This is a genomic window from Ruegeria sp. ANG10, assembly GCF_040705255.1.
In the GTDB taxonomy this organism is placed as follows: Bacteria; Pseudomonadota; Alphaproteobacteria; order Rhodobacterales; family Rhodobacteraceae; genus Ruegeria.
Genome location: NZ_JBFCVU010000016.1, coordinates 15,330 through 36,018, shown reverse-complemented (window position 1 = coordinate 36,018; position 20,689 = coordinate 15,330). Strand labels below are relative to the sequence as shown.

Below are 20,689 nucleotides of genomic sequence, written 5' to 3'. Positions count from 1 at the left end.
CCGCTCGAATCTTCACGTCAATCTATCGCTTTTTCGATCGGCGCCTCACTAACAACTTTCAAAACAAACGTCCCGAAACAATCCGCCAAAAAAAATATCCACAAAACACCTTGTGGCAATTCTGCAAAAAAACAGTTTATGTCCATTTTTTGAGCACTTTAAAAACATCTTAAAGTTGTGTAATGTTCAAAACCTCACTCCTTCGGAAAGGGACGGAAGGTCATAATTTCCTGACTTTCTTCAAGCTTGATCAGTTCGCCTGATCTGCGGCAGGCGTCTCAGATCTTGATCGCTGTATAAATCTGGATCTCCAATAAATCTCTTCCGACGGAGTTTGCTCAAGCCCCACTTCGGCGCAACATGATCGAAACGGTTCGCCACACGATCCAAGCTTCCATGATCAGCCCGGTATTTGCGATGTAGTACAGATCTGCCTGTACTTTTCGGCGTGTCGCATCTGTACCTTCGATATACCCAAGTTCAACCTGCGCCCAACCACTGATTCCGGGGCGCACAAGGTGACGCGCCTGGTATCCGGGTACAAGCGACATATATTCTCGGGCGTGCTCGATGTAATCCGGCCGAGGGCCTATCAAGCTCATTTCACCTTTGAAAACATTGATGATTTGCGGTAACTCATCAATACGGGACTTGCGCAAGAAGCGACCAAGCGGGGTAATTCTGTCCTCTTCCAACGGGCAATCAGCACCCCGTTCAATTTTCTTGGCCGGGCGCATGCTGCGAAACTTGTATGCTGTGAATGGTTCGCAGTTTTTCCCCATACGCACCTGAGAGAAAACCAGAGGCCCCTTGTTCCAAATTGGGTTCAAGACGAGCAGGACGATCCCAAAAATCACCACGAGAGGCAACAGAACAAATACGCTCAGGAGGAGATCAAACGCACGTTTTGCCAAGGCAAAAAAAGAACCTGGTGCAGAGGCTGGAGTGCGCGCAAAGGCAGTGGATTCCCCGAGATCGTGATCGGGCAAATTAAAATCAAACATAACTGCTCAAGAGCCTTAAACTAATTATTTTTATACTCGTTTTAAGAGAGCACTTCTCTTGTTAACCGTTTATCAACCACTTCACGAGAGTGTCAACATATTTGAGTTAAACTTGCCTCAAGTCTTAAATGACTCGGATTCTGAGGTGTCGGAATCAATTGCCGAGCCAAGGGGTAGGGCGGGGGTAATCAACCCAACCGCGGCGCTCCTCAATATAACGCAGTCGAGCATTACAGCCCTATTGGTCATCGCGTTCTTTTTGATAACAAAACTCACCCGGACGTGGCGAACCATAACCTGATGCTCACTTGGGCTGCGAAAGAACATCTCACTCAATAAGGGCGCGCTTGCGGGATTGATCCATGAAATCATTCCAAGCCGCGCTAAACTCCTCAAGGGGCCAGTTGAGTGCTCTGGAAATTCCGTGCCGATCGCGGAAGTCAAAAAGAAACGCTCCGCCTTGGGTCATCTGTTCGATCAACTCGTCAGCATCGACCCCTTCGAACCTGCATCCCAGACCGGTCAGGCATCCGGGCCAACGTGTTCGCCACACCGGTGTACCTTCGCGTTCGATGCGAAACCCGTTTGGATGAAAGACCGTCCCCGGCTCGATCCCGAATTCAACCTGGAACCCATCATCTTCGGGCGTAATGAATATGAATTGACTTCCGAAATTCGGTCGACCGGAAAAAACATCGACCCATCGCAGGTAGCACCGCTGCACCAGTTCGCCGTATTCCTCTCGCTCATCGCAGATAGAGCTCCAGATACCGAACTTGCTTTGGTGTGTGACCCGCCAATTGCTGGCCGTATCCCGCCCATGCAAATCTTGTGCAACGGCTGTTGTAGCTGAAAGCGCAAGGGCGAGTATGATATGCAGGTATTTCATAGGCCCTAAGTCTTGTCCCAGGCCTTCTGTGCCAAATCACGTTGGCGAGAGGTGCAGGGTAGATTTAGAAAGTGGAGGGTGTACAGGCGCTGACAACAACACATTGCGTTTCGCCTGTGTTGCGAAATCGATGGGGCAATTCACTGTCAAAGTAATAGGCGTCCCCCGGACCCAAAACAACGGTTTCGCCATTGACGGTCACTTCCAACTGCCCCGAAATCACCACGGCGCATTCCTCGCCTTTATGGGAAAGTTCTGATCGACCGGAATCCGTGCCCGGACCATACTCTTCCAGAAGCATTTGAATTTTGCGATTTTGCCGCTCTCCCGCGATAAGAAAGTAGGAAACGCCCGATGCGCCAACATCCCTGTGTTCCTTTTGCCGGAAGAAAACCTTATCCGCATCTTTCAAATCAAAGCTGAAAAAATAGCCAAGGCTGATATCCGCCCCCTTTAGAATTTTCTTCAACAAGGCGACAGAAGGTTGGGTGGCGCCTGCTTCTATAAGTGAGATTGTTCCGCTGCCAACGCCCGCCAGCTTAGCCAATTTCCTCTGACTTAGCCCCTTGGCGGTTCGAATCACGCGAAGGCGTTTGGCCGTTTCAAAATCGGGGTCAGTGCTTTTCTGCTTCATATCTAAAGCACTTTGACATGAATTCTGCGATGAATCAATAGGTTAGAAATCCTTAAGAATCCGGAATGACCACCTTCCAGTCGCCGTGCGAGAAAGCCAACCGAAACTCGCAGGCACCTTGGGGAGGAATCGAAGTGGTCCAAAAGACGAATATTACATCTGCCTTTTGGATGCCGTTCACGGCCAATCGGGACTTTTTGAATGACCCCCGCATGATCAAATCGGCGCAAGGAATGTACTATACCAGCGTCGATGACCGCCAGATAATGGATGCGACCGCAGGCTTGTGGTGTGTCAACGCCGGTCACCGTGATCCCCTGATTACAGCAGCCATTCAAAAGCAGGCGCACGAGCTTGACTATGCGCCCAGCTTTCAGTTCTCGCACCCGCAAGCCTTTGAACTTTCGTCAAAATTGACCTCAATGATGCCTGAAGGCATCGACAATGTCTTTTACACCAATTCAGGTTCTGAATCGGTGGACACAGCCCTGAAAATCGCTCTGCATTATCATCGGATGCGCGGCGACGGGGCACGTACACGTCTGATCGGGCGCGAGCGCGGCTATCACGGCACGGGGTTTGGTGGAATTTCGGTTGGCGGGATCGTCGGCAACCGAAAGCATTTTGGGACGCTTCTGACGGGCGTCGACCATTTGCGCCACACACATGACATCGAGAGGAATGCGTTTTCGAAAGGTTGCCCTGAATACGGGGCCGAGCGTGCTTTAGATTTAGAACGCATTGTCGCATTGCACGATGCCTCAACCATCGCCGCAGTGATTGTCGAACCCATGGCTGGTTCAACAGGCGTTTTGATGCCCCCCGTTGGTTACCTGAAGAAACTGCGTGAGATCTGTTACAAATACGGCATCCTGCTGATCTTTGATGAGGTCATCACCGCCTTTGGACGGTTGGGCGCGGCCACCGCTGCGGATTATTTTGGTGTCACTCCGGATATCATCACTACGGCGAAGGGCCTGACCAATGGCGTCATCCCGATGGGAGCGGTCTTTGTCAATAACCGCATCTATGAAAGCGCCATGGAAAATGCGGATGCGCCGATTGAACTGTTCCACGGCTATACCTACTCAGCTAACCCGATTGCCTGCGCCGCTGCGTTGGCCGCGATGGAAAGTTACGAAACCAACGGCCTTTTCGCCCGTGCGGCTCAACTTGCACCGCATTGGGAAAAGCGTCTGCACAGCCTTGCCGGACTGCCCAACATCGTTGACCTGCGCAACCTTGGCCTTGTAGGCGCCATCGAACTGGCCCCTCGTGAAGGCGCCCCGGGTGCGCGGGCCATGGAAGTGATGAAAAAGGCCTGGAACGCGGGAATCATGATCCGCGTTACCGGAGACATCATTGCGCTCTCTCCTCCGCTGATCATCTCTGAACAGGAAATCGACATGCTGTTCGACACCCTCACCGATATCCTGCGCGACCACCCGTAAAGGCACTCGCCCCCGTGGATGAAAGGTAACCGCCAGCGCACGATAGAACCCCTGGCGTCCAGCTTGCACATGACGACGTCAAACTCATGCCAGCCCTCAGGCAATTATCCGGAAAAAGGAGCAATGAAAATGTTCATTGGTGTTCCCAAGGAAATTAAGAACCACGAGTACCGTGTTGGGTTGACCCCTGAAAGCGTCGCCGAATTGGTGGCGAATGGTCACAACGTGATTGTAGAGACCAACGCTGGCGCCGGGATCGGTTCTGACGACGAAGCATATCGTGCAGCAGGTGCGGAAATTGCCGAAACCGCAGCCGAGATTTTTGCCAATGCGGAAATGGTCGTAAAGGTGAAAGAGCCTCAGGCGGTCGAGCGCGCCATGCTGCGTGAAGGCCAGATCCTCTACACCTATCTGCACTTGGCCCCCGATCCGGAACAAACCGAAGACCTGGTCAAATCCGGTGCAGTTTGCATCGCTTATGAAACCGTGACCGACGAAAATGGCGGCCTGCCGCTGTTGAAACCGATGAGCCAGGTTGCCGGCCGCATGTCGATCCAGGCCGGCGCTGGTGCGCTGGAAAAAGCCAAAGGCGGTCGCGGTGTTCTGCTGGGCGGAGTACCGGGTGTGAAACCCGGCAAGGTCGTCGTCATTGGCGGTGGTGTGGTCGGGTTCAACGCGGCGCAGATGGCGGTTGGACTGCATGCCGACGTGACCATTCTGGACCGCAGCCCGGCGGTTCTGGAAAAGCTGGAAAACCACTTCGAAGCATCCGCCAAAGTGGTCTATTCCACCAAAGCCGCACTTGAAGAAGAAGTCACCAACGCCGACCTGGTTGTGGGCGCAGTTCTGATCCCGGGTGCCGCGGCGCCCAAGCTGGTCACCCGCGAGTTGATTTCGAAGATGAAGCCCGGCGCGGTTGTCGTGGACGTGGCCATTGATCAAGGCGGCTGCTTTGAAACGTCCCAAGCCACCACGCACGCCGATCCCACCTACGTTGTCGACGATGTGGTTCACTATTGCGTTGCCAACATGCCTGGTGCGGTGGCGCGGACCTCTACCTACGCGCTGAACAACGTCACCCTGCCGCACGCTCTGGCCATCGCAAACAATGGCTGGAAGCAGGCGCTTGCGGACAATCGTCACCTGATGAACGGCCTCAACGTGGCCCATGGCAAGGTGACCTACAAGGCTGTGGCCGATGATCTTGGATACGAGTTCGTCGCCCCGGAGCTTTGCTGAGCTAGAGCAAAGACAAATCCCTCCGCCGATCGGCGGGGGGGTATTTTTAACTGAGGAGGAGACCTGAATGTTTTCGAAGATTAACCGCCGCACCCTTGGTGCGATGGGTGGCGCAGCTTTGCTTGCCGCATCCGCCTTCACGACACAGGCCAGCGCTGAGGAAAGGTTCATCCTGGCGCATGCAATGACAACCGACCATATCTTCCACGCGATGTCCGAAAAATTCCAGGACACCCTGGGGGACGACTCGAACTTTGGTATCGCTTACCACCTGGGCGGTGACCTGGGCGACTGGACGTCGCTGTTCGAACAGTCGATGCAAGGTGTTGTTCCGATGACCCTGACCTGGGGCGCATCTGAATTTGACCAGCGTCTGGACCTGTCCTGGCTGGGTTACGTTGTATCGAACTGGGAAGATGCACGCACGGTCTACGGCCCCGGCGGTGACATGCTGGAAATCTACAACGACATCCTGCACGATCTGGACCTGCACGCGATCGGCATCATTCCGACTGACTTCGGTTCGGTTGTGATCCGCAAAGGCGTTGGCGCCAAGCCGCTGAACCTGCCTGCCGACGGTGGAAACCTCAAGATCCGCGTTCCCCCGGTTTCGATTGCGGTTGACCGCTTCAACAACCTGGGCTTTGGCGCCGTGCCGATCCCGCTGGCCGAAGTCTACACCTCGTTGCAGCTGGGTACGGTTGACGCGCGCGCATTCTCGACCGCGGTTGAGACCTACAACCTGCGTGACGTTCTGGAAACCAACATCCTGACCAACGACTATTTCGAGACCGCCTTCTGGTTGGTCAGCAAAAGCTGGTGGGAAGGTCTGTCGGACGAAGATCGTGCAACCCTGCAGGCTGCTGCAGACGAAACCGTTCTGTGGTCGTGGGATGAAGCTGAAAGCAAGAGCAACGAGTTCCTGCAAAAAGCACGCGACGAAGGCATCGAAGTGATCGAGCTGAGCCCCGAGCAAATCGCAGCGGCAGCCAAGATCGTTCACGAGACGGAATGGCCGGAAATGGAAAAACTGGTTGGCCCGGAAATCATGGGCAAGCTGAAAAAAGCCGCCGGAATCGAGTGACAAGACTTTGTTGGGCCTGCCATCCGGCGGGCCCACTAGTTCAATATGGGAGGACAGAATGGAACGAGAATCTAGACAGCATCCTCGGGACCCGGTCGAGCCCGGTGCGTCATATATCTATGACCCGGAAGTGACCGTCGCCGAACCGCCCGAACATGTCACCGCGATCCCTGAGTGGAACGTGTCGAATGGCTACGCGTTATTTCTGAAAATCGAAAAAATCTATGCTGCGATACTGGCGAACGGCCTTGCATTGTTCAGCATCAGCTTGGCCGTTTTGATGTTCGCACAGGTCGTTCTGCGATACGGTTTGAATTCGCCCTTTGTCGGGATCGAAGAAATGGCCCTATTGTTTGGGGCTTGGATTTACTTTCCCGCGATGGCCTATGTCACCCGGCAAGGGGAACATATCCACGGCGGCATTCTGACCTTGGTTGTCAAATCCCCGAAGTTCATGCAATCGGTGCGACTGGTCATGACCTTCCTCAGCATCATTGCGTGCGTGATTTTCGGTTACTTTGCAATCAAATATGCCTTCTTTGAAATCGAGAAGGGGCGTCTCAGCTCATATCTGCGTTGGCCCAAGGGCATCTGGTCCTTTTCGCTGGTCATCGGTTTTGCCGGCACCATCCTGGCGCTGCTGATGCAGGCAGTAAATCAATTTGTCGCCATTAAGATGATAAAACCGGAAGGGGCAAACTGATGCTGATCTTCGCTATTGCTATTGCAATCATCGTTATCCTGCTTTTGCTCGAAATGCCCATCGCCTTTGCCTTCGGCATTGGGGCCTTGGTGTTCGGTATTGGAACGGGTTCGAATATCTCATTCCTGATCCCTTATGCCTATCAAACCACAACAAGCTTTGCGCTTTTGGCTTTGCCGCTCTTTGTTCTTGCAGGAACGATCATGGCCGAAGGCGGTATCTCGAACCGCTTACTAGATTTCGTCAACGCCTTTGTCGGGCGGATCAAGGGCGGATTGGGCGCTGTAACCATCGTCACATGCGCGCTGTTTGGCGCCATCTCTGGGTCGTCTTCGGCGGCGATTGCAGCCATCGGTCAGATCATGATCCCGCGTATGGTGAAGGAAGGCTACCCGGTGGGTCACGCAACCGCACTGGTCGCGTGTTCCTCGGTTCTGGCACTGATGATTCCGCCTTCGATTCCGATGATCGTTTTCGCGGTAACCGGTGGTCTGTCGGTGGGTGCCGCGTTCCTGTCGACCGTAATCCCCGGTATAATGCTGGCCCTGCTGTACATCGTTTTGAACTTCGTCTTCCTACGCAATAACGCCGACATCAAGGTCGAACCGAAGCTGCCGATCAAGGAAGTACAGGTCAAGATCGTCAAATCCGGCAAAGAGGCTTTCTGGGCCTTGCTCATGCCGCTGATCATTCTTGGCACCATCTATGGCGGGATAGCAACCCCGACCGAAGCTGCCGCAATTGCATTGGTCTATGCGGCCGTTGTTGGGTTCTTCATCTACCGTGGTTTGACACCTGCCAGTTTCTGGAAAGGCACTATTCAGGCCGCGATCACAACGGGTTCTATCATCACCGTGCTGTTCTTCCTGTTCATGATGAGCCGCTCAATGGTGCTTCAGCAAGTTCCTAGCCAGATTGCCGATCTGTTGCTGAACCTGTCTGACAACAAGATCCTGCTTTTGCTTCTGATCAACCTTGTTCTCTTGCTGATGGGAATGATCGTGGACGACATTTCAGGCAGTGTTCTGGCGGCGGTTGTGCTTTTGCCGGTGGTATCTGAACTGGGCGTTCACCCGATCCATTTTGCGGCGATTGTCGGCACCAATCTTGGCCTGGGCAACGTGTCTCCGCCCTGCGCGCCGATGCTTTATATGGCGGCTGGTGTCAGCAAAATCACACTGGACCGTTACATCGGCATTACGCTGAAGTTCCTGTGCCTTGGTCACTTGCCGATGGTGCTTTTGGTTACCTTCCTTCCGGAATTGTCACTGTTCCTCCCAAAGATGCTCATGGGCATCCAATAGTGACGCAATAATCTGGAAGCATGGTTGCGCCGGAGTCGAAAGGCTCCGGCGTAATTTTATTTTGAAACAACTAGTTAGCTTTGGATCGCTCTGTGGCTGTGGCTAAGGGGTTGCGCAATGGGCACCTGCATTGAAACCTCTATCGGCCAGTTTTCCCTGCGTCCGCAGCTCTACCGAGCTTTCGTAAAGCGCTCACACTGCTTCCAACGCGATGGCGATACCCTGGCCAACACCAACGCACATGGTTGCCAGCGCGCGGTTACGGCCACCCAACGACAGTTCCAGTGCCGCCGTTCCAGCGATCCGGGCCCCGGTCATGCCCAGCGGATGCCCCAGAGCAATGGCTCCGCCATTTGGATTCACATGCGCGCTATCCTCGGCCAGACCTAGGCCGCGCAGAACTGCGATACCTTGCGCGGCAAAAGCCTCATTCAGTTCAATCACGTCGAAGTCTTCGGGTTGCAGGCCCAAACGGGCGCACAGCTTTTGCGTGGCCGGGATCGGACCGATACCCATAATCCGAGGCGCCACACCCGCCGACGCCCCGCCAACGATGCGGGCCATCGGGGTCAGTCCGTATGTCCTCGCGGCTTCAGCCGAGGCGATGATCAGCGCGGCAGCCCCGTCATTAACGCCCGAGGCGTTGCCAGCCGTGACCGTTCCACCATTACGGAAAGGAGCGGGCAGGCCGGCCAATTTTTCCAGCGTCGTGCTACGAGGATGTTCATCGGTTTCAATCAGAACTGGAGCACTTTTTCGCTGAGGTACTTCGACCGGTGTGATTTCCCGTGCCAGCCGGCCCGCCGCGATAGCTTTGGCTGCGCGCTCTTGACTGCGAAGCGCGAATGCGTCCTGCGCTTCGCGCGTGACGTTGAATTCCTCGGCGACGTTCTCAGCAGTTTCCGGCATGGAGTCGACACCGTACTGCGACTTGATCACCGGGTTGATAAAGCGCCAGCCAATGGTGGTGTCATAAACCGCGTTTGAACGTGAAAAGGCGCTTTCGGCCTTGGGCATGACAAAGGGTGCGCGCGACATGCTCTCAACCCCGCCAGCGACCACCAGATCGGCATCACCACAGCGGATCGCCCGCGCGGCATTGATCACAGCATCCATACCGGACCCACACAAGCGGTTAGTGGTCGTCCCGGGGGCAGCCATAGGCATGCCCGCCAGCAGCAATGACATGCGCGCCACGTTGCGATTGTCTTCACCGGCCTGGTTGGCGCAACCGAATATCACGTCATCGACAGCATCCCAGTCAACGCCTGGATTGCGCGCCATCAAGGCTCGTATAGGAACCGCGCCCAAATCGTCAGGGCGTACCGGGGCCAGAGCACCAGCAAAACGGCCGATCGGCGTTCGAATATAATCGCAGATATAGGCTTCGGTCATTGGGTTCACTTTCCTGCATGAGCCTTGGCGACATGGGAAACGGGTCGTTTGAAACGTAGGCTCGAGAGCATTTAAAAACAGTTTGAAAAAAATAGGAAATCCGAAATTTAACTCGTCCAGAATTTCTGGGCGGGTCACTCAATTACCTAGACAGGTGGTGCGGCCGTCTGACATTCGGCTGCACCTGTCATGTTTCGGCCGGCAAACAAGAGCGCTGACCGATCCCAGACCTGGCCAATCAGCGGACAGCAATTCGCCCAGCCATGGCCCGAGCTTAAACCCGCACATTGTTTTCGGATTGGCGGAATGCCTCCTGCGGTCAACCGCAAGAGGCGATTTCTAAGCAAATTCACCCATCGAAGAGTACAAGTTTGCGCCTTAACTCCTGACCGGCGATCTCAGCTCAAGAAACTTCCGCAATTGCGCTGTTTCCGGTCCTGACAATGCGCGCCCAATTGCGCCATAGACATAGAGAGACGCACCACCCGGCACCACCCTGTTACCCGCCCCGATAAATTGGCCGCCCCGGATCGTGACCCCGTTCTCATCTGCCCAAAATTCAGTGACATCCGATCCCAGATCAGGAAACTCAACGACAAGTTCGTCGTCAATTTGATCACTCGAAAGATACCAGAAAGCGCGCTGCCCAGATTCAGTGACGTCATACTGATTGATACGGGTCTGGTACGGTGTCGGCGCGGATCCGACTTCAAGCTGAGCCTGTGCAAGCAGAATGCCCTTTACACCATCCCCCAGAACATCGACCCCCATTTCCTCTCGGGGTCGAAGAAAGAGGTTTTTATTGCCCGTGCCGTTGTAGTCCAATTGTGTGGATACCCGGAAAAGACCGCTGCCAAGGCTTTCAACATATGCTGAGCCAGACAGGACTGCGCCCGTCGTCAAATCGACTTCGAAGGCCCCGCGCGATGCAGCAAACCCGTCGCCACCGGTAAAGTGCAGGATTGGATATTCTGCCGCTGACGCGAAAACAGAGAATGTCACGGTCTGTGTTGCTTGGACAGCCGAAGGCAGGGCAACAAATGTCAGACCACTTTGTCCGACCCTCGCGGCCAGTTTAACCATCTCTATTTCTGGCGTTCGCAGTGCAGTCGCAGTCAGAGATCCAGCACTATCGTTCCACCCTGCAAAACTCGCCGAGTTGTCCATCAAGTTCCTGATCCCGCTCATCGGGTGTCGGGCGAGCAAAGGGCGCCGGTCGTCATTGAATTTCTGCGCGGCGTGGTATCCGGGAATGCTACGGGCCGCTATATCAGCAATGGTTATATCCGTCGGTCCCGATCGCCGCTTGATGCTAAGGTATTCTACCGTCGATTGTATAATAACGCTGTGCCGGCCTATTGTGATAGGCAAGGACGGGTTGCCCGCCACACCGCTGATAGACAGGCCACCCAAGCCATATGCGGTCACCGTATATTCTAGTTGGTACCATTCTCCGACCGTTAAAATATCAGTTTGCACGACGTTTGAATAAGACCCATCAGGTGAGTGGATGCGCACTTGTCCGTTGGAAATGGTTGCATCACCGTTCGTATTCCAATGAGCCTCGCCATTGTTAAACCCCCCGTCCGTGACAGCGTCGGGGCCAGGTCTAAGATCGTTCGATTTATCCAGCATCAACCCCACCGGTTGACCCGGACCCAGTATCGGCATCGTCCCTGCCGAGTCCTGAAACAGTGCGCGCATATCGACGGGGTCCAACCAAAGCGACGGGTTTAAATTCTTAATACCGCCAGGACCATTGCGCGTCGCCAATGATGTGATGGAAAGGCCAAGATTAATCATTATAAACAACCCCTTTCATTTCATCGCTTGTTTGATGTCTGGGTTGTCTGACAAAGGCTGGTTCAGCCTTGCTGGCAATTGCTGCGCGGGACATTCTGTAGGTCTCCAACTTATTGGATTGGTGCGGTTTCATTGGATGAGATGCCATTTTGCCCTCAGATTTCCGTAGCTGCGTGTTCAGAAACCTGGGCTTTGCGGGCACTCAGTCTCAATTGGTGCATGACGTCAGCACTCAGCCACGGGTTGAGATTTAATCGTTCTTCACCCGGAATAATTTTCTAAGATTGTTGATTTTGAGTTAGGCAACCGTACGGGTTGATCGGATATCATGCGCCCAAAGTCAGATAGGGGGAAATGGCTGAAAGCCTGGTTTGAACCGACCCAAACAGCAGGCATGAAATGCAGGGGCAAGATGGTTTTCACCGCGACTTTTAGAGCCGACAATTTGGCATACGGGCGGGCCTTTATTTATGCCCCGGAACCTTGTAGAGAGCGGCTTCAAACGCGTTTCGCGTGTATCCGGCATTTGGGATAAATTATTTGAAATGAAGCAGTCTCCAATACACGAAGCACAGTTCAATTCGAGCCGGTCACCAATGGGTGACGCGCCAGAAGATGACGTGGTCGATTTAGGAGTTTTGATAGGCACATTGTGGCGTGGAAAGTGGATCATTGCCCTGGCCACCGCCATAGCCATTTTGATCGGAGGGTACTATGCCTTTGTAGCCGCCGTGCCGCTATACAGGTCCACTGCGGTGGTCATGCTGGAAACCGATCAAGCCAGCGTAGTTGACCTTCAAAGCGTGGTGGGCGGTCTGGCCGGAGACACTGCTGAGGTCAATTCCGAATTGGAAGTACTGCAGTCCCGCGGCCTGATGGGCAAGGTCGTGGACAAACTGGACCTCGTTTCTGATCCAGAGTTCAATTCCGATCTTCTGCCGGACTCGGCATTCGATGGGATCAAACAATTCGTCAAATCAATGCTTGGGGCCGGAAGCGACCCCGAACTGGTGGCCGAAGAATTGACCCAGCAGAAAACCCGGGACAGCGTGATTACGGCCCTGCTCAAGAAGCTCTCGGTCAAAATCGTGCCGCAAAGCTTGGTGTTCGAAATAACGGTCGAGACGGAATCGGCGCGCAAGTCAGCTCTGATAGCCGACACGATCGTCGAACTGTACGTACTGAACCAGATCGAGGTAAAGTTTGAGGCAACCGAACAGGCGACGGCGTGGCTGACCGACCGTGTGGCCGAGCTGCAGGTCGAATTGGAAACTGCTGAGGCAAAAGTCAGCGACTTCAACGGGACGACTGCGCTGATCTCACCCGAAGCTCTGCAGTTGCAGGAAGTGCAATTGAAAGATCTTCGTGAACGTCGTTTATCTGCCGAGGCAACCCGTGTCACGGCGCAGTCCCGGTATGACGCGCTGTCATCCGCAGACAGCCGCGCGGCCCAGACTGAAGCCAGCCAGGACCCGCAGTTGCAACGCCTTTTCACGCAAATCGAGGATTCCGGTACGGGCGAAACAGCCTTTGACACCGCTTTTCAACGCCTCCTCGCGCGCACAGCGCTTGAGGTGCGGCGGTCGACGCAGCAGGTTCAGGCCCTGACACAATCGGCAGAAGACCTCGGGCAAAAGATCTCGCAGCAGAATGCGGACCTGATTACGTTGCAGCAATTGGTGCGTGAGGCCGAAGCGGTTCGGCTGCTTTATGAGTATTTCCTGGCGCGGCTGAAAGAGACATCGGCGCAGGAAGGGATTCAAAAGGCGGACAGTCGGCAATTGTCACGCGCTGTTATTCCCAGCATCCCGACTTCACCCCGAAAATCCCGAATCCTAATGCTTTCGGCCATACTGGGCCTCATGCTGGGCGGCGGGTTCGTCTTGTTGGCTGAAGCGCGACGCAAAGGCTATCGCACTGCGCAGGATTTGGAGCGCAAGACCGGCTACAGCGTTTTGGGTCAGATCCCGATCTTTCCTGCACGCGGGCGCCGCAAGGTTCTGGAATATCTGGCCGACAAGCCCTCGTCTGCCACGGCCGAGGCGGTGCGCAACCTGAGAACTTCGCTGATGCTGTCCAACGTGGACCGCCCACCACAAGTTGTGGTTATGACCTCATCGCTGCCGGGCGAGGGGAAGACAACAAACTCGCTGGCGTTGGCTCAGAACTTTGTCGGTATCGGTAAGAAGGTCTTGCTGGTCGAAGGCGATATCCGACGCCTGACCATGACAGCGCAGCTCAAGGGTGCACCCCAAAAAGGGATCGTGTCGGTTCTGTCCGGGGACGCCACACCACAAGAGGCAATCTTTCAAGACCCGTTGTTGAACTGCGATATTCTGGCTGGTGAAGAAACCTCGGTCAATGCGGCGGACCTTTTTGCATCAGAACGGTTCAAGGTTTTTTTGGACGACATGCGCAAGCTCTATGACGTCATTCTGATCGACACGCCGCCAACTTTGCTGGTATCCGACGCGCGCCTGATTGCACGCAATGCGGATGCGGTGCTGCTGACCATCAAGTGGAATGACACATCCGCCCAAGACATCACCGAGGCAATGCGCCTGTTCCACACCGATAATCAGCGCTTAACCGGCCTTATTCTTGGTCAGATCAATGTCCAAAGCGCAAAGCATTACGGGTATTCCTACGGCAGATATGCGTCCAAATATTACAGCGACTAAGGGTTTCAAAACGTCTTGGTTTCGCGTGCATTTGACGTTTCAGTCGATGCTGACAGGAAGGGTCAATGCGGGGATACAAAAAGGTTACCAGCCTCGCTTTCTGGTCGAACTTCAGCAAGGCCAAATACGCTGCGGTTAGGACGTTGTGAAAGATTATTATTCACGTTTGTTATTCTTTGGAACTAAGCATGAAATTTTCTATCCTTACAGCAGTTTGGAACCGTGCGGCCACCCTTCCAGATGCCTTGCAAAGCCTGGATGCACAAACCTACGACAACTACGAACACGTGGTTCAGGATGGAGGCTCCAGTGATGGCACGCTAGAGCTGCTCAACGCTCGCGACGACCTGCGCACGCGGCTGGTCAGTGAAACAGATCGGGGGCTCTATGACGCTCTGAACCGCGCCACTGATCGAGCAACCGGTGATGTGGTCGGGTTGCTGCATTCTGATGACTTTTTTGCACATGCTGAGGTTTTGACTCGTGTTGCACAAGTCTTTGAGGAAACCGGTGCAGACGCGGTCTATGGTGATCTGGATTATGTGTCCGCGCGGGATTCCAGCAAGGTGGTGCGCCATTGGGTTTCTGGGCCCTATAGCCCGGACAAGCTGAAACGTGGATGGATGCCACCACATCCGAGCTTGTTCATCAAACGCGATGTCATCACGCGGTGGGGCGGTTATGATGACAGTTTTCGGATCTCAGCAGATTATGACAGCATACTGCGTTATTTCGGCCAGGGCCGCATTTCAGCTGCCTATCTTCCAGAAGTTCTGACCAAGATGCGCCTTGGCGGAGCCAGCAATGGCAGCGTTGGCCGAATTCTTAGGAAATCGACGGAAGATTATAAGGCAATCCGGCGCAATCAGGTTGGCGGTGCGCCCACTCTGATCATGAAAAACGCGCGGAAGGTGCCGCAGCTATTTCTGAATAAGCTGAGACCAAACTAGGCTTGCACAGCTCATGCTTCGGGGCAGGCAAAATGATTTGATCGACGATATCTAGGTCCACGCAGGCGACCTACGCAGCCCTGTCGATACTGAACCCACAGCAAATATACTGAATTTTCAAGACCCAGATAAAGGGTCGGAAAGACGCCGTAAAAAACGCCGCCCGTGGGGGCGGCGTTGTTGGTTGGTTTATTGGCTTAGGTTACTCAGCAGCTTGCGTTCCGGTGTCTTCGTGCCTGTCCCGCTGCCCGTCGCGATAAAGCGCCTTGGCCAGAGAAACACACATCAAACCCATCACCATGGTGAACGGCAGCGCGCCGATGATCATCGCGTTGCGCAATGCGTCCATCGGGTTGTTCTCACCCGCTGCCAAGATCAGCGCACCGATTACGGCGGTCAGGATCACACCCCAGATAATGCGATGCTTAACGCCGGTCTCCTGGCTGCCGCCCGACATGATTGTGTTCATCACCAAAATCCCCGAGTCCGCAGAGGTCACCAGGAAGGTCATGATCAGGATCACACACATGACGTTCAGCATCGACAGCAGACCACCGTCAATCATGTAAGACAACGTCACGAACAGCTTGTTGGTGTTTGACGCGCCGATGATCGCACCCTCGGCCGCGCCTGCCAGTTCCAGATCGATCGCGGTGCCGCCCAGAACCGTCATCCACGCAAAGCACACCAGTGCTGGTGCGAATACGCAGCCCAGGATGAACTCACGCACGGTACGGCCCTTCGAGATGCGCGCCAAAAACAAGCCCACAAACGGCGAGAACGCGATCCACCACGCCCAGTAGAACGTGGTCCAACCCGACTGCCAGCCAAACTGACGGCCCTGCTCACCGGCAGCATAGGCTGCGGCCAGAGTCGCTTCGTCCAATTCAGCGGCCGCGCCTTCCAGACCGCCTTTGAAGCCGTCAAAACTGCCCCAGGCATTGGTTGCGCCGCCCATCAGGTCTGCCGCATGGGCCTGTGCTTCTGCTGGCAGAGCCGCGGCAAAAGTTTCTGCCGACAACGGACCGTATGCACCAAAGCTCAGCGAGAGGAAGTGGAAGATATAATCGACCATCGCCGAGCCATAGGTGGTCATGGCGAAGACGAAGGAGCCAAATACCACAAAGGTTCCCAGCAGGATGATCGACAGCACAAGGTTCAAGTTAGACAGGTACTTAACCCCGCGACCGACACCCGACACCGCCGAAATGATCGATAGGCACATGATCACAACCAGACCCGCTATCAAACCCACCTTGGACGGGGTCGGAACCTCGCCGCCGAGGTCCATCACCCATCCCATGCCGGTGATCGCATAGACACCGTCGATAAATTGGCTCACACCGTAGCCAATCGTCACCGACACACCGAGGATAGTCGCAACCACGCCCAGAACGTCGACCACATGACCCAGAAAGCCGTTCATCAGTTTGCCAAATAGCGGCGTCAGCGCAGAACGGATGGTCAGCGGCATGTTACGCGTATAGGCGTAATAGGCCAGCGACAGACCGGTTACCACATAGATCGCCCAAGCGTGGAAGCCATAGTGCAGATAAGTGTAGCGATAGGCGGACTGGATCGCTTCGGGCTCATTGCCTGTGACATCACCGGCAACCACCACCGGGTTCGAGCCCCAAAGGCCCAAAGGCTCAGCCGTGGCAAAGACCATCAGGCCGACGCCCAGACCGGCACCGAACATCATCGAAAACCACGAGAAGTTCGAAAATTCGGGCTTTTCTCCGGGTATTCCCATGACCCGCTTACCAGTGCCCGGAAGGATTGCTACCACCGCCAGAAAAAAGAAAAATAGCCCTACGATGATGACGTAGAACCCGTTGAAGCTTTCCAGAAGTTTGCCGTTCCAGCTGCCTAGTGTGCCGTTGGCATTGGCCGGAAAGACCAAAGCCCACAGCACCAACGCAACCATGATCGCCTTGCTTATCAGCGCAATCGGGACGCTGTAGTTCTCATAAAAACCATCATCCGCGGTCTTTATTTCTAAGTCCGTAAACGGTTCCTTTATCGACATCTCTGTTCTCCCTTGTCGGTAAATGGCCTTGTTATTTTTTTGAAGTGCGCCATTCCCGCCAAATCTATAGGGGGTGCGCATATCAGTTTGTTATTCTCCGTCCGTTTATTGCTCTTTCGCGTCACAAAAGCGCTCGGACCTTTTCAAGAAGGGCGGCGTTCACTTCGACACCATCCTTTGCAGCATCTTCTCTGCATTTCTTGCGCCCGTCGCCCGGCAGGCGGGCACCGTCTTGTGACCGGATCGAGTCAATCAGAGCGGTCAACTTGTCCTGAAACAGCCCACCCGACGTCGCCTGCGGGTCAATGGCGATAAAGAATTGACCGGTTTTTGGCGGGCCACCCGCCGTGCCGGAAAACGGGCTGGCCACGGAACCCAACGTCGCACCCGCCATCGCGGCAGCCATCAGTTCGACGGTCAGGGCTATGCCGACACCCTTGTAATCGCCCGATGGCACCATCGAACCTTTCAGGCCAGCCTCGGGATCGGTGGTGGGTTGGCCATTGGCGTCCAGCACCCAGCCTTCGGGCACAGATTTGCCTTCGCGGGCGTGCTTCATCACCTCGCTCTTGGCAATTGTGCTGGCGGATTGATCGATCAGCAGCGCTGCATTGCCGTCGGCATCTGGGGCAGAAATTGAGAATGGGTTGGTGCCAACGACCGGTTTTGCTCCACCCGAAGGCGCAATCGAGGCAGGGGCATTTGTAAATCCGATCCCAAGCAGCCCGGCCTGCGCCAACCGCTGTGTATGCACGCCCAGAACACCGCAATTATACGAGTTGTTGACAGCCAGAACTGCAACGCCTTGTTCGCGCGCCAGCGGGATCAGTTTCTCGAACCCCAAATCAATCGCGCTATGGGCAAAGCCTGTGGCGGCATCCACTGTGACAACGGCAGGGCGAGGCTGTGTGACCACGGGTTTTGCAGTGCCGTCCACCTTGCCGCATTCGACATGCTGAGCGTAGATCGGAATATAAGCCAGCCCGTGTGACGCCACCCCATCCGCTTCGGTCACCGCAGTGGCGACCGCCAAAGGGTGCGCGTTTTCCTCGGAGGTTCCGGCTTTGACAAGCGCGCGAAAGGCCAGATCCTCAATCTCGGACAGTGACAGGGTTTCAGTGGCGATCATCATGTATTCCCGTTCGTAAGAGTTGTAAGCGCCCCGGTGCAGGGGCCGCATTTCAGTCGTTGTCGCTCAAACCCGCACCGGCGCCGCGCAGGCGGCTTTCCTCGGTTGCGGGGGCGAAAGTGCGATGGGCAAAGGCGCTGAGCCTGTTCCAGTTTTCCTCAGACACATCGGCGCGCAGAACAGGTTCACGACGCCCGGTCATTTCGGCGGGCGCGGAAAAGACCAGCGTGTCAGCGTGGCGCGCCTCAAGCGCGTCAGGTGTGGCTTTTACGCAAACCTGCCGTCCGTCGGTGGCCAAGCGGGCCCCCTGCCATTCGGCAGAAACCGGCACGCCCAGACGCAACGCGGCGCCGCCCATGAACGGCACTGCCAACAGGGGTAGGCTAACGTTCTCCATAGTGATCGATCCCCGATTTATCAGCCGCACGGCACAATCGCTCAGCGATGCCCCGGCGATCAGCGGGCTCATCCGACGCGTAGGGGCGTGCCAGATTTCAGCGCTGAGCGAGACGGGCGACACGTCAATTGACGGGATGCGGTCGTTCATTTCCAGCAGATCAGCCAACATCCCAACCCCCGAAAACCCGAAAGCCGACAGCCAGCGCGTGCCTTTGGCCGCCTCTTCGGCCAGCCCCCACGACAGGCCGGCACCGCGCGCGGCGCGTTTGCTTATGGCTTCGATTTCATTCAATGAATGGCTCATGCCACGGCCTCTTCAAGTTCGGGGAATACCCAGAAATCGGCGTTTTCAGATGTCAATTCGTAAGGCAGGGGGGCATTTCCATACATGCAGATCCGAACCCAGCGGTCCGAGCGAGGATCAAACTTGGTCGCGCCAAAGAAGGACAGCTTGCAGCGCAACATGTCGATGGGCAGCACCCGGTCCGAGATCGTATTGTCCCGGATTTCAGCATAGGGCGCGCGACCTACGATCTGGACCCGACGCAGGACGTGGCGGTGTTCTGGGTGACGCAGCAGAAAATCAGCAACCTGTGCCTCGTCCGACCAATGAGCCAGAGCCTGATACAACAGCGCGGCATCCCGCCCTGGGGCCAGAGGCTGTTCATATTCCTCAATAGGTTCCTCGAAACGTTCCCCCAGACGCGGTTCCAGCTTTTCTTCGGAAACATACCAAGCGCGGGCCTTGCTGGCCGGGGTTGACCAGTCGGTCTCGATCGCCCAGCCATAAATGTCCTTCAGCAACCCCCGCAATTCGCCGATCTTCATCGCGCCCGCTATTCGGAAGGTCGCGGTGTTGTCTGCCGCCATGCTTTCGGCAAACCCATCCACCAGTTCTCCGTAAGGTTCCAGGATCAGCGAGGCAATCCATTCCTGCCCTTCCAGTGTCAGGTTAGTCTCGGCCCACGAGTACAGCGCGTCCCATGGATTTTCCTTGCCGAGGTCTGCGCTGCCCAAATAGTCGGTGACCTTGGCGACATCCCCACGAAGAGCCGTCAGTTTTTCAATCTGGATCGGGTGTTCCGAGTGCCAGATTTCGACGATCTGCGCGTTGCGCGCCAACATTTCCCGAAACAGGGTGATTTCCGCCTCAGTGGCCTTTTGAACCGCACGGACGGCCTGAATGGCGCGTTCGCGAGCAGCCATCCAATTGTTAAACAGCACCGGATGGTTCAGCAGAAACGGCGCCATGCCCAAACCTGTCGAGTTGCCAATACCGATCGAGCGGGCGATCCCCGGGTCAAGCCGTGCGGCTCGAGTTCCGTTTCTGGCCGCACGCGCGTCGGCCATGTGTTGCACCAATTCGGTTATGAACCAACGCGTCAGATATACCGAGAGCATCTCAACTTGGAACGGCGCGCGAAATTCGGGGCGGTCGGCGATCATCTCACGATCCGCAGCCCCCAGCTTGCCCGAGCCGTAAACGGCCGTCGTGCGCATGAGGTAACCGACGTCCTCGATCTTTGTGGTCGACGGTTGGCGTCCATCGGCCAATTCGCTAACGACATGTTCCCACAGGCGCACAGAGCGGTTCGCGCGCGAGACCGACAGTTCCGTTCCAGTCACGCGCCCAGCTTCTTGCACCGGAATATTGTGCGACAGGCGTTCGATGTCGTCTGCAGTTGGCACACCATCGAACAATGTGAATGTGGCGTCCCAGGCTTCGGCAATCACCCGGTCAGACCGTTTTTCAGGCGGCAGGTCATGGGCATAGGCGATCAACGAATATGACGCATCAGGCCCGTGCGTGGTGTATACGGCATGGCCGACACCGTTTTCGTCTATCTCAAAAGCCGTCCGTTCGAACCGCCAGTTTTCGCGGGCAAGACGCCGTGTCAGAATGCGCATGAAGGATAGGCGCGACTGGTGCATCGATCCAAGGCGCGCAAGGCGCATCACCAACTTTGGGTCGCGTTGGGCAACATCAGTCATTCG

Annotated in this window: 16 protein-coding genes; 7 read left to right on the top strand and 9 right to left on the bottom strand. The window is 55.5% G+C overall.

The features are described 5' to 3' along the window. Nucleotides 1-338: 338 nt before the first annotated feature. From AB1A64_RS21575 to AB1A64_RS21565, 3 genes are all read right to left on the bottom strand, one after another. Entirely contained in the window at nt 339-1,004 is a 666-nt protein-coding gene (locus AB1A64_RS21575) for a sugar transferase (protein ID WP_366554113.1), read from the bottom strand. Between the two features lie 328 nt (nt 1,005-1,332). Next, a complete protein-coding gene (locus tag AB1A64_RS21570; protein WP_366554111.1) occupies nt 1,333-1,893 on the bottom strand; it encodes a hypothetical protein in 561 nt (186 codons plus the stop codon). A gap of 64 nt (nt 1,894-1,957) precedes the next feature. Beyond that, nucleotides 1,958-2,527 (bottom strand): cupin domain-containing protein, encoded by a 570-nt coding sequence (locus tag AB1A64_RS21565; protein ID WP_366554109.1) that lies wholly within the window; start codon nt 2,525-2,527, stop codon nt 1,958-1,960. Nucleotides 2,528-2,697: 170 nt separating this feature from the next. On the opposite strand from AB1A64_RS21565, the gene AB1A64_RS21560 reads away from it, so the two are divergent. The 5 genes from AB1A64_RS21560 to AB1A64_RS21540 all read left to right on the top strand — a co-directional run bounded on the left by AB1A64_RS21560 (nt 2,698) and on the right by AB1A64_RS21540 (nt 8,308). Beyond that, a complete protein-coding gene (locus AB1A64_RS21560) occupies nt 2,698-3,978 on the top strand; it encodes an aspartate aminotransferase family protein (protein WP_366554115.1) in 1,281 nt (426 codons plus the stop codon). 129 nt (nt 3,979-4,107) lie between these two features. Next, on the top strand, nt 4,108-5,217 hold the full coding sequence (gene ald, locus AB1A64_RS21555; RefSeq protein WP_366554107.1) for an alanine dehydrogenase: 1,110 nt from the start codon (nt 4,108-4,110) through the stop codon (nt 5,215-5,217). Between the two features lie 67 nt (nt 5,218-5,284). Further along, entirely contained in the window at nt 5,285-6,301 is a 1,017-nt protein-coding gene (gene dctP / locus AB1A64_RS21550) for a TRAP transporter substrate-binding protein DctP (RefSeq protein WP_366554105.1), read from the top strand. A 58-nt stretch (nt 6,302-6,359) separates the two neighbouring features. Then, nucleotides 6,360-7,004, top strand: a complete 645-nt coding sequence (locus tag AB1A64_RS21545; protein ID WP_366554103.1) for a TRAP transporter small permease — start codon at nt 6,360-6,362, stop codon at nt 7,002-7,004. Beyond that, a complete protein-coding gene (locus AB1A64_RS21540) occupies nt 7,004-8,308 on the top strand; it encodes a TRAP transporter large permease (protein WP_366554101.1) in 1,305 nt (434 codons plus the stop codon). Before AB1A64_RS21545 ends, AB1A64_RS21540 begins: the two co-directional genes overlap by 1 nt. Before the next feature lie 192 nt (nt 8,309-8,500). Here the strand turns inward: AB1A64_RS21540 and pcaF are convergent, their stop codons facing one another. After that, entirely contained in the window at nt 8,501-9,703 is a 1,203-nt protein-coding gene (gene pcaF, locus AB1A64_RS21535) for a 3-oxoadipyl-CoA thiolase (protein WP_366554099.1), read from the bottom strand. A gap of 378 nt (nt 9,704-10,081) precedes the next feature. Further along, entirely contained in the window at nt 10,082-11,506 is a 1,425-nt protein-coding gene (locus AB1A64_RS21530) for a hypothetical protein (protein ID WP_366554097.1), read from the bottom strand. Between the two features lie 596 nt (nt 11,507-12,102). On the opposite strand from AB1A64_RS21530, the gene AB1A64_RS21525 reads away from it, so the two are divergent. Next, nucleotides 12,103-14,187, top strand: coding sequence for a polysaccharide biosynthesis tyrosine autokinase (locus AB1A64_RS21525; protein WP_366554095.1), 2,085 nt, complete (start codon nt 12,103-12,105; stop codon nt 14,185-14,187). Nucleotides 14,188-14,375: 188 nt separating this feature from the next. Next, entirely contained in the window at nt 14,376-15,137 is a 762-nt protein-coding gene (locus tag AB1A64_RS21520) for a glycosyltransferase family 2 protein (RefSeq protein WP_366554093.1), read from the top strand. 202 nt (nt 15,138-15,339) lie between these two features. Here AB1A64_RS21520 and AB1A64_RS21515 read toward each other — a convergent pair whose 3' ends face one another. The 4 genes from AB1A64_RS21515 to AB1A64_RS21500 all read right to left on the bottom strand — a co-directional run bounded on the left by AB1A64_RS21515 (nt 15,340) and on the right by AB1A64_RS21500 (nt 20,686). Beyond that, complete coding sequence (locus tag AB1A64_RS21515) at nt 15,340-17,166, bottom strand: BCCT family transporter (protein WP_366554091.1); 1,827 nt, start codon at nt 17,164-17,166, stop codon at nt 15,340-15,342. A gap of 121 nt (nt 17,167-17,287) precedes the next feature. Continuing rightward, nucleotides 17,288-18,295 carry an Ldh family oxidoreductase gene (locus AB1A64_RS21510; protein ID WP_366554089.1) on the bottom strand — a complete coding sequence of 336 codons (1,008 nt, stop codon included), beginning with the start codon at nt 18,293-18,295 and terminating at the stop codon, nt 17,288-17,290. A gap of 52 nt (nt 18,296-18,347) precedes the next feature. Continuing rightward, entirely contained in the window at nt 18,348-18,998 is a 651-nt protein-coding gene (locus AB1A64_RS21505) for a DUF3726 domain-containing protein (RefSeq protein ID WP_366554087.1), read from the bottom strand. Next, the gene (locus AB1A64_RS21500; RefSeq protein ID WP_366554085.1) at nt 18,995-20,686 is read right to left on the bottom strand and encodes a hypothetical protein; all 1,692 of its coding nucleotides are present in this window, start codon (nt 20,684-20,686) and stop codon (nt 18,995-18,997) included. The genes AB1A64_RS21505 and AB1A64_RS21500 overlap by 4 nt, the downstream gene beginning before the upstream one ends. Nucleotides 20,687-20,689: the final 3 nt, after the last annotated feature.